General features: G+C 55.4%; 10 protein-coding genes. 3 read left to right on the top strand and 7 right to left on the bottom strand.

The features are described from left to right. Positions 1–79 precede the first annotated feature (79 nt). The 4 genes from alaS to ACQE2I_RS03105 all read right to left on the bottom strand — a co-directional run bounded on the left by alaS (position 80) and on the right by ACQE2I_RS03105 (position 5,098). Positions 80–2,689, bottom strand: a complete 2,610-nt coding sequence (alaS, locus tag ACQE2I_RS03120; RefSeq protein WP_427030042.1) for an alanine--tRNA ligase — start codon at positions 2,687–2,689, stop codon at positions 80–82. Between the two features lie 214 nt (positions 2,690–2,903). After that, a complete protein-coding gene (locus ACQE2I_RS03115; RefSeq protein ID WP_427030040.1) occupies positions 2,904–3,368 on the bottom strand; it encodes a regulatory protein RecX in 465 nt (154 codons plus the stop codon). A gap of 24 nt (positions 3,369–3,392) precedes the next feature. Next, complete coding sequence (gene recA / locus ACQE2I_RS03110) at positions 3,393–4,460, bottom strand: recombinase RecA (RefSeq protein WP_427030039.1); 1,068 nt, start codon at positions 4,458–4,460, stop codon at positions 3,393–3,395. 104 nt (positions 4,461–4,564) lie between these two features. After that, complete coding sequence (locus tag ACQE2I_RS03105; protein WP_427031376.1) at positions 4,565–5,098, bottom strand: CinA family protein; 534 nt, start codon at positions 5,096–5,098, stop codon at positions 4,565–4,567. Between the two features lie 116 nt (positions 5,099–5,214). On the opposite strand from ACQE2I_RS03105, the gene mutS reads away from it, so the two are divergent. Further along, positions 5,215–7,776 (top strand): DNA mismatch repair protein MutS, encoded by a 2,562-nt coding sequence (gene mutS / locus ACQE2I_RS03100; protein ID WP_427030037.1) that lies wholly within the window; start codon positions 5,215–5,217, stop codon positions 7,774–7,776. Positions 7,777–7,929: 153 nt separating this feature from the next. After that, entirely contained in the window at positions 7,930–8,253 is a 324-nt protein-coding gene (gene fdxA / locus ACQE2I_RS03095) for a ferredoxin FdxA (protein WP_240717134.1), read from the top strand. Positions 8,254–8,802: 549 nt separating this feature from the next. Here the strand turns inward: fdxA and eno are convergent. From eno to ACQE2I_RS03080, 3 genes are read right to left on the bottom strand one after another with little or no spacing between them, the layout of a single operon-like run. Further along, complete coding sequence (eno, locus tag ACQE2I_RS03090) at positions 8,803–10,092, bottom strand: phosphopyruvate hydratase (protein WP_427030036.1); 1,290 nt, start codon at positions 10,090–10,092, stop codon at positions 8,803–8,805. A gap of 51 nt (positions 10,093–10,143) precedes the next feature. Then, entirely contained in the window at positions 10,144–11,043 is a 900-nt protein-coding gene (kdsA, locus tag ACQE2I_RS03085; protein WP_427030035.1) for a 3-deoxy-8-phosphooctulonate synthase, read from the bottom strand. A 12-nt stretch (positions 11,044–11,055) separates the two neighbouring features. Then, the gene (locus ACQE2I_RS03080; RefSeq protein ID WP_427030034.1) at positions 11,056–12,711 is read right to left on the bottom strand and encodes a CTP synthase; all 1,656 of its coding nucleotides are present in this window, start codon (positions 12,709–12,711) and stop codon (positions 11,056–11,058) included. Positions 12,712–13,030: 319 nt separating this feature from the next. On the opposite strand from ACQE2I_RS03080, the gene ACQE2I_RS03075 reads away from it, so the two are divergent. After that, on the top strand, positions 13,031–15,055 hold the full coding sequence (locus tag ACQE2I_RS03075) for a TonB-dependent receptor (protein ID WP_217883853.1): 2,025 nt from the start codon (positions 13,031–13,033) through the stop codon (positions 15,053–15,055). Positions 15,056–15,063: the final 8 nt, after the last annotated feature.

The raw sequence follows: 15,063 nt of genomic DNA, 5'->3' as shown, positions 1-15,063 counted from the left end.
CGTTCGGGAATGGAAGGTGAAGTTTTATTAAGCTGTCAATAAATAAGGCCGATGACAATCATGCCACCGGCCTGGGTGTTTAGCTAAGCGTGTTTTCCAACCATACCGGCACGCTCTTCAACGCATCCGGCAAGGCCTCGGGCTGACTGCCCCCAGCCTGGGCCATATCAGGGCGACCACCGCCCTTACCGCCTACTTGAGAGGCAACATGGTTAACCAATTCACCGGCTTTCACTCGACTGGTCAGGTCTTGGGTCACCCCAGCGATCAAGCTAACCTTGCCAGCCGCTTCGTCAGCAACACCAAGAATGATTACACCGGAGCTTAGCTTGTTTTTGAGCTGATCAAGAATGCCCCGCAGGTCTTTACCTGACACGCCTTCCAACTGCATTGCCAGTAGCTTAATGCCATTGATCTCCTGCACTTGGCTCAGCATGTCGCTGCCGGCAGCGCTGGCGAGCTTGGCCTTTAGTTGCTCCAGCTCTTTTTCCAGGCTGCGGTTACGCTCAACCAGTGACTCTACCCGCGCTTCGACTTGCTCTGGCTTAGTCTTCAGACGTTCGCCAAGGCGCTCAAGGCGGGCCTCTTGCTCGCGGAAGTAGGCCAGCGCATTCTCACCGGTGATCGCCTCAATACGGCGCACACCCGAGGCAATGCCTACTTCGCTCATCACATGGCAGCAGCCGATATCGCCGCTGCGTGCCACGTGGGTACCGCCACACAATTCAATAGAGAAGTCGTCCGCCCCAATGGTCAGCACGCGCACGTTGTCGGCGTATTTGGCCTCAAATAATGCCGCTGCGCCTTTGGCCTTGGCTTGATCCAAACTCATCTGCTCAATGTGAGTCGGGGCGTTGGCCAAAATCTGCTCGTTGACCAGCCGCTCGACTTCCGCCAGCTGTTCGGCGGTCATCGGCTCAAAGTGGCTGAAATCAAAGCGCAGGCGTTCAGCGTTGACCAGCGAGCCCTTCTGCTGCACGTGATCACCCAACACCATGCGCAGTGCTTTATGCAGCAGGTGTGTTGCCGAGTGGTTGCGGATCGTAGCTGTGCGCAGGCTGGCATCTGCCTCGCCGCGTACGCTAGCACCGACACTCAAGGAGCCTTCCAGCATAATGCCCTGGTGTAAATGATGACCGCTCTGCTTCTGAGTATCGGTGACCTGGAAGCGGCCGCCATCGACGTACAAGCAGCCCGTGTCGCCCACCTGACCGCCCGACTCGCCGTAAAATGGCGTGCGATCGAGCACCACTACCCCTTTTTGCCCAGCCTCTAAAGCCGTCAGCGCGCTGCCTTCGCTATCTACCAGCGCCGTTACTTTGGCTTGATCTTGCAAACGGTCGTAGCCGGTAAAAGACGTTTCACCTTCCAGCTCAATAGAAGCACTGTAGTCAGCGCCAAACTGGCTGGCTGCACGGGCACGATCACGCTGGGCCTCTAACGCCTGCTGAAAACCCACTTCGTCTAGAGTAACGCCACGCTCACGGCACACATCGGCGGTAAGATCGAACGGAAAACCGTAGGTGTCGTAGAGTTTGAAGACGGTTTCGCCCGGCAGTACCTTGCCATCCAACTCGGCCAGGACGGCATTCAAGAGCCCCATACCATGATCCAGCGTGCGCGCAAACTGCTCTTCTTCTTTTAGCAGCACGCGGGCAATTTGCCCGCTCGCTTCACGCAGTTCCGGATAGGCATCGCCCATCTCAGCATCCAGCGCCTCAATCAGCTTATGAAAGAACGGATCGTTAGCGCCCAGCTTGTGGCCGTGACGAATCGCGCGACGGATAATCCGGCGTAGCACATAGCCACGCCCTTCGTTGGAAGGCAGCACGCCATCGGCTATCAGAAAGGCGCAGGAGCGGATATGGTCGGCAATTACACGCAGCGAAGGCGTAGTGGTATCTGGGTGTCCGGTGGCTTTGGCCGCGGCTTGAAGCAGGTTCTGGAACAGGTCGATCTCGTAGTTGGAGTGCACGCCCTGCATCACAGCGGCCACCCGCTCTAAGCCCATACCGGTATCGATAGAAGGCTTGGGCAGCGGGTTCAGCGTGCCTTGAGCATCGCGATCAAACTGCATGAACACCAGGTTCCAGATTTCGATGTAACGGTCGCCATCCTCTTCCGGGCTACCGGGAGGGCCGCCCCAAACTTCCGGGCCGTGATCAAAGAAGATTTCCGAGCTGGGGCCACAGGGGCCGGTATCGCCCATCTGCCAGAAGTTATCTTCATCCAGCTTGGAGAAACGCTCGGGATCAATGCCGATCTCATCTTTCCAGATGCGCTCAGCTTCGTCATCGCTGATATGCACCGTTACCCACAGTTTATCTTTAGGCAGGCCCAGCGTTTGGGTTAGAAACACCCAGGCGAAACGGATGGCATCACGCTTAAAATAGTCACCGAAGCTGAAGTTACCCAGCATCTCAAAGAAAGTGTGGTGACGCGCAGTATAACCGACGTTGTCTAAATCATTGTGCTTACCGCCCGCGCGAACGCAGCGCTGCGCAGAGGTGGCGCGCACGTAAGGTCGCGGGTCGCGTCCCAGAAACACATCTTTGAACGGCACCATGCCCGCATTGGTAAACAGCAGCGTCGGGTCGTTCCCCGGCACTAAAGAGCTGGTGGGGACAATCGTATGCTCCTGCTCTTCGAAATAAGTGAGAAAGGCCTGTCTAATCTCTGCGCTTTTCATAGGGTATCCGTAACAATAAAGCGTGATGCCCCTGGGCGCTGTCGCCGCTACCCTGAGGGGTCGCAAAAGAGCCATTATAGCGCAGTTGTCAAACGACTAAAGCCGCACTTAGTGCCAGAGAGGCAAACAGCCATGAGAACAATCAGATGGACAAGCGTATTAGAGCGCTACTAGCAATGTAAAAGAGGGCGTTTTAAAGACTTGAGAAAACGTACTACAGGCAGGATAGCGCGTAACGAATTTGCTCAAAATCGAAGCCGCGGCTGGCAAGAAAACGCTCGCGCTTGGCGCGCTCTTTAGGCGTCTCGCCGGGGGTAGTAAAGCGCCGCGACAGGGTATCGCGGGCCAGCTCAAACCAGTCTACGTGCTCGCTCTCTACAACCGCTGTGAAGGCGTCGTTGAGCGTTTCCTGATCAACGCCACGTTGGCGTAATTCGCCTTTAATACGAATCACGCCTTGGCCACGCAAAATGCGCGAGCGGACGAAGCTAGCGGCAAAGCGTGCGTCTGACTGCAAGTCTTGCTCGACGAGTGTATCCAAACACTCATCGATAGCGTCATCGTCAAAGGCTTTTTTCTTTAACCGCTGAGCCAGTTCGGCGCGAGAGTATTCGCGCCGAACCAGTAAACCAATTGCGATGTCACGGGGCGTGGCATCGCGTTGCGCGTTAAAAGCCATTAGCCCGCCTTAGAAACCGTCGTTTTAGAGCAGATCATCATCGCCTGCGTCTACTGCCGCGGGAGCTTCGGCAACGGCCTCTTCTTTCTTGGGATCAGGCTTGGCTAGAAGCTGCTCACGAATCTGCGTTTCGATCTCAAGCATGATGTCTGGATGCTCTTCCAGATAGAGCGCGGAGTTCGCTTTACCCTGGCCGATTTTCTTGCCTTTATAGCTATACCAGGCACCAGCTTTGTCGACCAAGTTGCACTGCACACCCAGGTCGATAACCTCACCGGCGTGGTAGATACCTTTGCCGTAAAGAATCTGGAATTCAGCCTGACGGAACGGCGGCGCGACTTTATTTTTGACGACTTTTACACGGGTTTCGTTACCAGTGACTTCATCGCCCACTTTCACCGAGCCGGTACGGCGAATATCCAGACGCACGCTGGCATAAAACTTAAGTGCGTTACCGCCGGTAGTGGTCTCGGGGCTACCAAACATAACGCCGATCTTCATGCGGATCTGGTTGATGAAGATCACCAAGCAGTTAGCGTTTTTGATATTACCGGTGATTTTACGCAGCGCCTGCGACATCAAACGCGCCTGTAGGCCAACGTGGGCATCACCCATTTCGCCTTCGATTTCAGCGCGCGGCGTTAAAGCAGCGACCGAGTCGATAACGATCACGTCGACACCGCCAGAGCGTACCAACATGTCGGTGATTTCCAGCGCCTGCTCGCCGGTATCAGGCTGGGAAACCAGCAAGTCATCCAGGTTAACGCCCAGCTTTTCTGCATAGCTGGGATCTAGGGCGTGCTCCGCATCAACGAACGCACACACTTTGCCCTGCTTTTGCGCTTGAGCAATCACCGAAAGGGTCAGGGTAGTTTTACCTGACGACTCCGGGCCAAAGATTTCGCAAACTCGGCCAAACGGCAAGCCGCCGATGCCGAGAGCAATATCCAGACCTAACGAGCCAGTGGAAACCGACGGCATGACGACACGCGGTGCGTCGCCTAGACGCATGACGGTGCCCTTGCCGAACTGACGGTCAATTTGGGTGAGTGCAGCGTTTAGCGCTTTAGTGCGGTTGTCATCCTGAGCCATTCAGAGATTCCTCATAACAAGCTGTATAATTACCCAGTAGTATGCCAAAGATTACGCTGTAAACAAATCCTTGATTACCCTTTCTCTCAACTATTTTCTTACCGCTATTTCTTGTTGCTCGCTTTCGCCCGAGCATCTAACCGAACGACTAGCCCTGCCAAGGCCTGACGTACAGCCTGCTCGCGCACCGCTTGGCGGTCACCGGGAAAGTGGAAACGCTCGGCCTGCTGGTCGGCGGCATCTCCCCAGGCCAGCCAAACGGTACCTACTGGCTTTTCGTCGCTGCCGCCCTCAGGCCCAGCCACACCACTAACCGCCACGCCTAATCCCGCCCCACTATCTTGGCAAGCGCCGAGCACCATGGCTTTAACCACCTCTTCGCTTACCGCGCCGTGTGCTGCCAGTATAGCGTCTGGCACGCCCAGTAGCCGGGTCTTCGCCGCGTTAGAATAGGTCACATAGCCAGCCGTAAAGTAAGCTGAGCTACCCGCTGTTGAGGTGATCGCGCTGGCAATACCTCCCCCGGTGCAGGACTCTGCGGCGGTTACTTGCACATTTAACTGCTGACAAAGCCGCCCCAGGCGTTGAGCCAACAGCGTTAAATCAAGATTTTTCAGGCTAGATACACTGGGCACTATCGTCGCTCCTTCAAGTGAGTCGTCAGTTCAGCGTAGAATACTGTGTTTAGCTTGCTTAAAGAAATTGCCCATGCCGTAAGCCGAGATGGCTTGCGCCACGCTCAATCAGGACGCCCATGTCACAGGCCATTCCCCCTAATACGCCAATGATCACGCAATACTTAAAGATCAAACGCGAACACCCCGAGGTTTTGCTGTTCTACCGGATGGGGGATTTTTACGAACTATTTTTCGACGACGCTAAGCGCGCCGCGGCGTTGCTGGATATTACCCTTACCCAGCGCGGGCAATCTGGCGGCAAACCGATCCCGATGGCGGGCGTGCCCTACCACAGCGCGGAAGGTTATCTAGCGCGTTTGGTTGCCGGAGGGGAATCAGTCGCCATCTGTGAGCAGATTGGCGACCCCGCCACCAGCAAAGGCCCCGTTGACCGCCAGGTAGTGCGCATCGTTACCCCCGGTACGCTTCACGATGAAGCGCTGCTTGATGCTCGCCGCGACAACGTACTGGTATCCGTCTCCCCTGGAAAAGAGAGCTGGGGCCTTGCTTGGCTGGAGCTTTCCAGCGGCCGCTTTAACGTGCTGGAAGTGGCAAGTGAAGCGGAGATGCTCGCTGAACTCACCCGCCTCTCCCCCGCCGAGCTGCTGGTGCCCGAAAGCCTGACACTACCCGATGCCTGGTCGCAAAAGCGCAGCCTACGCCGCCAGGGCGAGTGGCTGTTTGATTTGGAAAGCGCCACCCACAGCCTATGTGATCAGTTTGAGGTGCAGGATTTACGCGGCTTTGGCTGTGCGCATTTAACCACCGCTTTGATTGCTGCCGGGGTGCTGATCGATTACGCCCGCGATACCCAGCGCTCACGCCTGCCCCATGTCACCGCGATCAGCGTTGAGAACCGCGAAGATGCCGTGGTGATTGACGCTGCCAGTCGCCGCAACCTGGAAATTGATATCAACCTTGGCGGCAGTAGCGACAATACGCTGGCCAGCGTGCTGGATACCTGCACCACCGCGATGGGCTCGCGGCTACTCAAGCGCTGGCTCAATCGCCCGCTGCGCCAACGTGAGATTGTCCAAAATCGCCATGCGGGTGTGGCGCTACTAAATTTAGATGCGGCCTATACGGCGCTGCGCGAGACGCTAAGCGACGTAGGTGATGTGGAGCGCATTTTGGCCCGGGTAGCGCTGTATAGCGCTCGCCCGCGTGATCTAGCACGCCTGCGCGATGCGCTGGTCACCCTACCTACCTTGGAGCAACAGCTCAACGTAGTAGAGAGCGGCAGTGCGCTGGACAACCTGCGCCCGCATATTCGCCCTTACCCGGAAATGGCCGACATGCTCAGCCGTGCGCTGGTTGAGAACCCGCCGGTGGTGATCCGCGATGGCGGCGTGATTGCCGATGGCTTTGACGCCGAGCTCGACGAGCACCGCGGCATGGCCGAAAATGCCGGCGACTACCTTATTCAACTTGAGATCCGTGAGCGCGAGCGCACCGGGCTTGCCAACCTAAAAGTCGGCTACAACCGTGTCCACGGCTACTTTATCGAACTGCCGCGCTCCCAGGCCCAGCAGGCACCCGCCGACTATATTCGTCGCCAGACACTGAAAAATGCCGAGCGGTTTATTATTCCCGAACTGAAAGAGTTTGAGGATAAGGCGCTATCGGCCAAGTCTCGCGCATTGACCCGCGAAAAATGGCTTTACGATCGGCTGCTTGGCGACCTGAATAACAGCCTTCACGCCCTACAAAGCACCTCTCAAGCACTAGCCGAGCTGGATGTGTTGTGTGCTTTTGCCGAACGCGCCGAGGCGTTGAGCTGGGTTCGCCCAACGCTCAGTGAAAGTACCGGCATTCAAATTGATGCGGGGCGCCACCCAGTAGTAGAGCAAGTAAGCGAAACACCCTTTGTACCCAACGATGTATCGCTCAACCCTGACCAACATATGTTGATCATTACCGGCCCCAACATGGGCGGTAAATCGACCTATATGCGCCAGACGGCACTGATTGCCCTGCTTGCCCACTGCGGCAGCTTTGTGCCCGCCGATGCCGCCGAGATCGGCCCGCTAGATAGGATATTTACCCGCATTGGCTCGTCGGATGATCTGGCAGGCGGGCGCTCTACCTTTATGGTCGAAATGACTGAAACCGCCAATATTCTGCACAACGCCACCCAGCAAAGCTTGATTTTGATGGATGAGATAGGCCGCGGCACTAGCACCTTCGATGGCTTGTCGCTGGCCTGGGCAAGCGCCGAGTACTTAGCAAAAGGGCGTGCCTTGACGCTGTTTGCCACCCATTACTTTGAAATGACCGCCCTGCCCGAGCACACTGAAGGTGTTGCCAATATCCACCTAACGGCGACAGAGCATGGCGACAGCATCGTATTTATGCACCGCATTGAGGCGGGCCCGGCCAGCCAGAGCTACGGTTTGCAGGTGGCCCAGCTAGCGGGTGTGCCTAATCATGTGATCAAACGCGCCCGCGAAAAGTTGATGAGCCTGGAGCAGCGCGATGTGGATAACACCGTGCAGATACCGCGAACCGCTCCACAGCAAAATGATCTATTTTCCGCCGCACCACATCCGGTTATTGAGGCGCTTGAAAACGTCGACATGGATGACTTAACGCCGCGGGAAGCGCTGACACTATTGTATCAATGGCGAGACTTGATCTAATAGTACGCATTGAAACCCATCCGGCGCTTGCCGCCGGGTAGGCACACCTCTAGAATGTCGCTCAACTTTTAGCTTATAAAAAACAGCTGATCTATAACCATTCACGATTGACCATGGCCGGGAGCTACCCGGCCCTGCAAGAGGGATAGCAAGATGACGTTTGTCGTTACCGAGAACTGCATCCAGTGCAAATACACCGACTGCGTGGAAGTCTGCCCGGTCGACTGCTTTTATGAGGGCCCGAACTTCCTGGTCATTCATCCTGACGAGTGTATCGACTGCGCGCTGTGTGAGCCAGAGTGCCCCGCCGAGGCGATATTCTCAGAGGATGAGCTGCCCGATGGGCAAGAGGCGTTTATTGAGATTAACGCTGATATGGCCGAAGTATGGCCCAACATTGCCGAAAGGAAGGACCCGCTACCCGACGCCGAAGAGTGGGACGGCAAGCCTGGTAAGCTTGAGAAATTAGAGCGCTAGCCTAGCGAACGAAAAGCGGCGTTTTAAAATCAGCGACCACTTATTAAAACCAGCTCTTCTTTTCAAGATAGTGCTGGTCTTTTATGGCATCGCTTTTTTATGGCATAGAGAAACCGACAACGCCAAATTGCGGGCAAAAAAAAGGCGACCCGTAGGCCGCCCGCTCCAAGCACTTCCTCTAACCACTCCCTGGATTAACCTCTTCAGATGACGTCCTTGCCGGGGCCAAACTCACTTTATCACCCGGCGCATCTGACCTTCATCCCGTTGCATCCTGCCTGAAGCATCCCTGCCTCCCCGTGTCCTGTGTGTATTGTGGCAGAACCCAGCGGCTTCTCAACAACGCTAAAATACAAAAGGCGAGTCTTAACGACTCGCCTTTTTCGAACATTTACTCCTTAAAACAACCACTTAAATTTAAATTAGTGAAAAATTTCGTTTTTTCTTACCCTATATCGAGCGATTCTCGTCGGCATTTGTAAGACATCTCTTACAGAATATTGAGACATCTCTTACGAGGCCGTCGATAACTCGCTGTTAGTGGGCGAATTATTGCCCTTTGATCGCTTTCAAACCTGGGTAGGTGACGTTTTCAAGTTCGGCTTCAATCACCAGCAAACGGTTGTACTTAGCGACGCGATCAGAACGACACAGCGACCCGGTCTTGATTTGTCCAGCACAGGTTCCCACCGCCAAATCGGCAATGGTGGTGTCTTCCGTTTCGCCTGAACGGTGTGAAATAACCGCTGTGAAACCTGCGTCCTGGGCCATTTTAATGGCGTCCAACGTCTCGGAGAGCGAACCAATCTGATTGAATTTAATCAAGATAGAGTTACCGATCTGCTCATCGATACCGCGCTTAAGAATCTTGGTATTGGTGACAAACAGGTCATCGCCCACCAGCTGCACTTTATCACCCAGCTTGTCGGTTAATGCTTTCCAGCCTGCCCAATCCGACTCATCCATGCCGTCTTCGATGGACACAATCGGATAATCGGCGCACAGGCCTGCTAGGTAATCAGTAAAACCCTGGGCGTTGTAGCTTTTGCCTTCACCGGAAAGGTTGTACTGACCATCTTTGTAAAATTCGGAAGAAGCGCAGTCCAGCGCCAGAGTAACGTCTTTACCCAGGGCGTAGCCTGCATCACCAACGGCCTGTTTAATCACCGCTAGCGCATCCGCGTTTGACGCCAGGTTAGGCGCAAAGCCGCCCTCGTCACCCACTGAAGTAGAAAGACCTTTTGCCGACAGCACCTTCTTCAGCGCGTGGAAAATCTCCGCCCCCATGCGCAGTCCTTCACGGAAGTTAGCCGCGCCCACCGGCTGCACCATAAACTCTTGGATATCGACGTTGTTATCCGCGTGTTCGCCGCCGTTGATAATATTCATCATCGGTACCGGCATACTGTACTGACCCGGCTGGCCGTATAGCTCAGCGATGTGGGCATAAAGCGGCACGCCTTTGGCGTTAGCCGCCGCTTTCGCGGCTGCCAGGGAAACCGCTAGAATCGCGTTAGCGCCCAGATTCGCCTTGTTCTCGGTACCATCCAGCGCCAGCATGGCATCGTCCAAGCCGCGCTGGTCGCGGGCATCCATACCTAACAACGCATCACGAATTTTGCCATTGACCGCATCGACTGCTTTCAGCACACCTTTGCCGAGGTAGCGCGACTTATCGCCGTCACGCAACTCTAGCGCTTCCCGTGAACCGGTTGAGGCTCCGCTGGGAGCACAGGCTTCGCCGACAGCGCCACTGGCAAGGCGTACGTGCGCCTGCACGGTCGGGTTACCGCGTGAATCCAGCACTTCCAACGCACTGATAGCAACAATTTTGGTCATGGCAATATCCTTTCCTATAGGTCAGATAAAATTATTAATATAACGTCCTGCTTAGCGAATCGTTAGCGGCTCAAACCCTTTCACTAGCGCATCCAGCTGCGCAAGCTGAGTTAAGAACGGCTCTAATTGATCCAGCGGCAGCGCACAGGGTCCGTCGCATTTGGCGTTATCAGGGTCCGGGTGAGCTTCCAAAAATAGCCCAGCAAGCCCTACGGCCACACCTGCCCGGGCTAATTCCGCTACCTGAGCTCGGCGCCCATCGGCGCTGTCTGCTCGCCCACCAGGGCGTTGCAGCGCGTGGGTCACATCGAAAAACACCGGATAGCCGGTTTGCTTCATATCGCCAAAGCCGAGCATATCAACAATCAGGTTGTTGTAACCAAAGCTTGAGCCACGCTCACAAAGCATCAGTTGGTCGTTACCCGCTTCCTGGAACTTGCTGAGGATGTGGCGCATTTCATGAGGCGCCAAAAACTGCGGCTTCTTGATATTGATGACCGCGCCGGTTTTGGCCATGGCGACCACCAAATCGGTTTGGCGGGCCAAAAAGGCGGGCAGTTGAATAATATCGGCGACTTCAGCGGCCGCTTCCGCCTGCCAGGGCTCGTGCACATCGGTGATAATCGGCACGTTATAGCGGGCTTTGATATCGGCCAGAATCTGCAGGCCTTTCTCAATACCGGGGCCGCGGTAAGAGTTGATTGAACTGCGGTTGGCTTTATCGAAGCTGGCCTTGAATACGTAAGGCATCCCCAGCTTCTGGGTCACCGTCACATACGCTTGAGCTACCTCATCGGCAAGCTCGGCAGACTCCAGCACATTCATGCCGCCCAGCAGCATTAGCGGCAAGGAATTGCCGGCGGTTAAGCCGGCGACGTTAATATGACGCTCTTGCGATCCAGCTTGAGATCGTTCTTGAGACCGTTCTTGAGACCGTTCTTGAGAAGCCATGCTGTTGCCCTCTTATTCCTGAGAATTCGCATGGGCGCGACTGCGCGCTGTTTTATGCTCCAATGCGGCGTTAACAAAGCCCGAGAATAGCGGGTGGCCATCGCGTGGGGTGGAGGTGAACTCTGGGTGGAACTGGCAGGCCACATACCAAGGGTGGTCAGCCAGCTCGATAACTTCCACCAGCGACTGGTCGACGCTCTTGCCCGAGATCACCAACCCTGCTTTCTCAAGCTCATCAATAAACTGATTATTGACCTCAAAGCGGTGGCGATGGCGCTCAACAATCTCATCAGAGCCGTAGGCTTCGCGCGCTTTAGTGCCTGTTTCAAGATGGCATACTTGGCCACCCAAGCGCATGGTGCCGCCTAAATCAGACGCCGCATCGCGCAGCTCAATTTTACCTTCCGCATTCAGCCATTCGGTAATCAGGCCGACCACCGGGTGCTGAGTGTCATGGGTAAACTCAGTGGAGTTGGCATCTTTCCAGCCCGCCACGTTACGCGCAAATTCAATAACCGCTACCTGCATCCCTAAGCAGATCCCCAGGTAAGGCACGTTATTTTCGCGGGCAAACTGGGCGGTCATAATTTTGCCTTCCACGCCTCGCTCACCAAAGCCGCCGGGCACCAGAATAGCGTCTTTACCCGCTAGGCGCTCGGTGCCGTGACGTTCGATGTCCTCAGCGTCGATATAGTCGACATTGACTTTGATGCGCCCTTGAATGCCTGCATGAATCAAGGCTTCATTAAGCGACTTGTACGCGTCCAGCAGTTCCATGTACTTACCGACCATGGCGATACTTACGGACTTGAGCGGATTAAGCTTGGAGTCCAGCACTTTCACCCACTCGGAAAGATCGGCGGGCTCGGCATCAAGGCGCAGCTTATCGCAGACGATATCGTCCAGGCCGTGTTCATGAAGCATCAGCGGGATACGGTAGATGGTATCTGCGTCCTGAAGCGGTACGACCGCACGCTCTTCAACGTTGGTAAACAACGCGATTTTGCGGCGTTCGCTCTCTTCAAGCTCGACTTCGCTGCGGCAAATCAGAATATCCGGCTGAATACCAATCGAGCGCAGCTCTTTAACGCTGTGCTGGGTAGGCTTGGTTTTCGTCTCGCCCGCCGTCTTGATATACGGCACCAGCGTCAGGTGCATAAACAGCGCGCGATTAGCACCCTGCTCGCTACGAATCTGGCGAATAGACTCCAAAAACGGCAGCGATTCGATATCACCTACCGTGCCACCGATTTCTACCAGCGCCACGTCGAAACCTTCACCGCCGGCATAAACGCGCTGCTTGATTTCATCGGTGATGTGCGGGATGACCTGTACCGTGCCACCCAGGTAATCGCCACGGCGCTCTTTGCGCAGCACGTGCTCGTAAACACGGCCTGTGGTGAAGTTGTTGCGCTGGGTCATCTTGGTACGAATAAAGCGTTCGTAGTGGCCCAGGTCCAGATCGGTCTCGGCGCCATCCTCGGTGACGAACACCTCGCCGTGCTGGAAAGGGCTCATGGTGCCCGGGTCCACGTTGATGTACGGGTCGAGCTTGAGCATGGTGACCTTAAGGCCGCGGGCCTCTAAAATCGCCGCCAGCGAGGCCGACGCGATGCCCTTGCCAAGAGAGGACACAACGCCGCCGGTCACGAAGATATATCGTGTCATGGAAAACCTGTCGAAACGTGATCAAAAGGCGTAACAGAAAGCCACACCAGGATGGGACGACAGAATAGCAGACTACGCCCCAAGGCTCAATTTGAACTGAGCAGTCAAAATCAGCTCGGCCGAACCAGAATGGGCAGCTGCCCCAGCCCTGCGCTTGCATACATTCATAGGTAAACCGCCAACCACCATACTTAATAGCAATGATTACTATTTGCCTTAAGAGTATCCTTGTTCTCAGCGTACTCCCCGTACCGATGAGATTGTAGCGGGGAAATTAGCACGTAATGAAATAACATAAGGGAATAAGGGGAAACGAAAGATGCAGCACAAGCGACGTCGAATTTTCCATTTGGCAGCCATGATGAGTTGCCTGCAAGCCGTCCCCGGGTGGGCGAATACGACAAACTCAGCAATAACGACAGAGGGTGAAGCCCCCGCCACCCTCACACCGATAACGGTGACCGCGGAAAAAACCGAGCAGCCACTGGAAAATGTGGCTGCCAGTGTCGCGGTGATTGATGGTTCTGAAATTGAAGCAGCGGGCCTGACCAGCCTCGAACAGTTAGAGGGACGGGTTCCTGGGTTATCGTTTCAGCCATTCGGACAGGCCGGCATGAATTCTCCCGTAATGAGGGGACTAACGGCTAACTTCAACACCTTTTCCACCTCAACGTTGCTTCTGGTGGATGGTGTACCAACACTGTCTGCTCAGGGATTCGAGAGCAGCCTACTTAACGTCGACCGAATCGAGATACTACGCGGCCCTCAGTCCACACTCTATGGCAGTAATGCCGAAGCTGGCGTCATTGCTATCCACACCCAGCCGATGGACAACCAACCTCGCGCCACTGTTAGCGGTGAAGCCGGCAACCATGGCCATCGAGCCGTTCGCTTCGCCGTCAGTCACCCCATCGTTCAGGACAATCTCTATGCCAGTATTGCGGTTAGCACGTCGAGTGAGGATGGTTTTATCGACAACATCCACACCGGCAGTAATGAAGATGACCGCAATCGGCACGATCTCAACCTAGGGCTGCGCTGGACGCCTGGTGATGCGACTGATTTGGCACTGCGCTATACGCGCCAAGAGTATGATGATGGTGCATCCCGCTGGGGGGCACCTAGCGCGCATCGTGCCACTGTTGCCTCAGGCACCCCAAGTTGGAACCGATCCTGGGGGCAAACCCTAGCACTAACCGCGGAACATGAATTCGCCTCGGACTTGAGTCTCCATTCCGTCACTGCCTGGAATGATTTCCGGGATCATATACAGCAGGATACCGATTTCAGGGCCGAGGATATCTTGCACGTAGGTCGTGACAACCGGCTACGCACGCTATCCCAGGAGCTTCGCTTAGAGGGTGCTCTTGGCGAGACAGAGTGGTTGCTCGGCGTCTACGGCGATAGCAGTGATAACCGGCTGCATAGTATCAGCAAAAATATGATGGGCTCTGTGGATCTTCATGCCAATCAGGAAAGCCAAACGACAGCCCTGTTTACCCATTGGAACCTACCCTTGGCACAACACTGGCGCCTTTCTACCGGTGGGCGCATTGAGCACAATCAGGTGGAACTACACCCACGTGGTGCGGCAAGCCGGTCGGAATCATGGTCGCACTTTTCGCCCAAGATCGCGTTGCAATATGAAATCAGCCCACGCAATCAGTGGTACGCCAGTATCTCGCGAGGCGTGCGTAGCGGTGGGTTCAATATATTATCCCCCGCAACGAACTATCAGTCCTTCGGTCCAGAGAAAACTTGGTCCTACGAGACCGGCGCTAAGGGTTGGCTAGCCGAAGGGCGCCTGCGTTACTCTCTCGCCGCCTATCTGATGGACATCGACAACATGCAAGTCATGCAAATGCCCACCGCCGGCATGATGTACATCACCAATGCTGCCACAGCCACCTCTAAAGGGGTAGAACTCGACCTTGACTATCTGCTTGGCGATGGGTGGCAAATTAAAGGGGGGTTAGCCTGGAACCATACCCGATTTGATCAATTCCAAGATGGCTCAGCCGACTACGCTGGTAATCACAATCCTTTCGCTCCCGATTTTACCGGTTATTTGAGCCTACGCTACGACGATCCAGAAGGCTGGTACACCCAGGGCAGCCTGGTCGGTAGCAGCAAAGTCTACCTAGACGCCGCCAACCAATACGAGCGTAACGACTATGCACTGCTCAACTTGGTCGCTGGCTATCAGTTAGGTGATTGGGAGCTCGCCGCCTACGCCGACAACATCGGCGATAAGCGCTATGACGCCGTGGGCTACCAGAACGGCTTCGTCACCATCTACAGCCCGCCCCGGGAGGTAGGAATGCGCTTCACTTGGCGATTGTGATCGCCGGA

It is taken from the genome of Halomonas sp. H2 (assembly GCF_050215315.1).
Classification (GTDB): domain Bacteria; phylum Pseudomonadota; class Gammaproteobacteria; order Pseudomonadales; family Halomonadaceae; genus Vreelandella.
Note: the sequence above shows the minus strand (reverse complement) of the source record. Positions and strands in the feature narration are given on the sequence as shown.

What these genes read in the sequence shown, in the direction of transcription:
- alaS (WP_427030042.1), bottom strand. Translation starts at nt 2,689, where the DNA reads ATGAAAAGCGCAGAGATTAGACAGGCCTTTCTCACTTATTTCGAAGAG.
- ACQE2I_RS03115 (WP_427030040.1), bottom strand. Translation starts at nt 3,368, where the DNA reads ATGGCTTTTAACGCGCAACGCGATGCCACGCCCCGTGACATCGCAATT.
- recA (WP_427030039.1), bottom strand. Translation starts at nt 4,460, where the DNA reads ATGGCTCAGGATGACAACCGCACTAAAGCGCTAAACGCTGCACTCACC.
- mutS (WP_427030037.1), top strand. Translation starts at nt 5,215, where the DNA reads ATGTCACAGGCCATTCCCCCTAATACGCCAATGATCACGCAATACTTA.
- fdxA (WP_240717134.1), top strand. Translation starts at nt 7,930, where the DNA reads ATGACGTTTGTCGTTACCGAGAACTGCATCCAGTGCAAATACACCGAC.
- eno (WP_427030036.1), bottom strand. Translation starts at nt 10,092, where the DNA reads ATGACCAAAATTGTTGCTATCAGTGCGTTGGAAGTGCTGGATTCACGC.
- kdsA (WP_427030035.1), bottom strand. Translation starts at nt 11,043, where the DNA reads ATGGCTTCTCAAGAACGGTCTCAAGAACGGTCTCAAGAACGATCTCAA.
- ACQE2I_RS03080 (WP_427030034.1), bottom strand. Translation starts at nt 12,711, where the DNA reads ATGACACGATATATCTTCGTGACCGGCGGCGTTGTGTCCTCTCTTGGC.
- ACQE2I_RS03075 (WP_217883853.1), top strand. Translation starts at nt 13,031, where the DNA reads ATGCAGCACAAGCGACGTCGAATTTTCCATTTGGCAGCCATGATGAGT.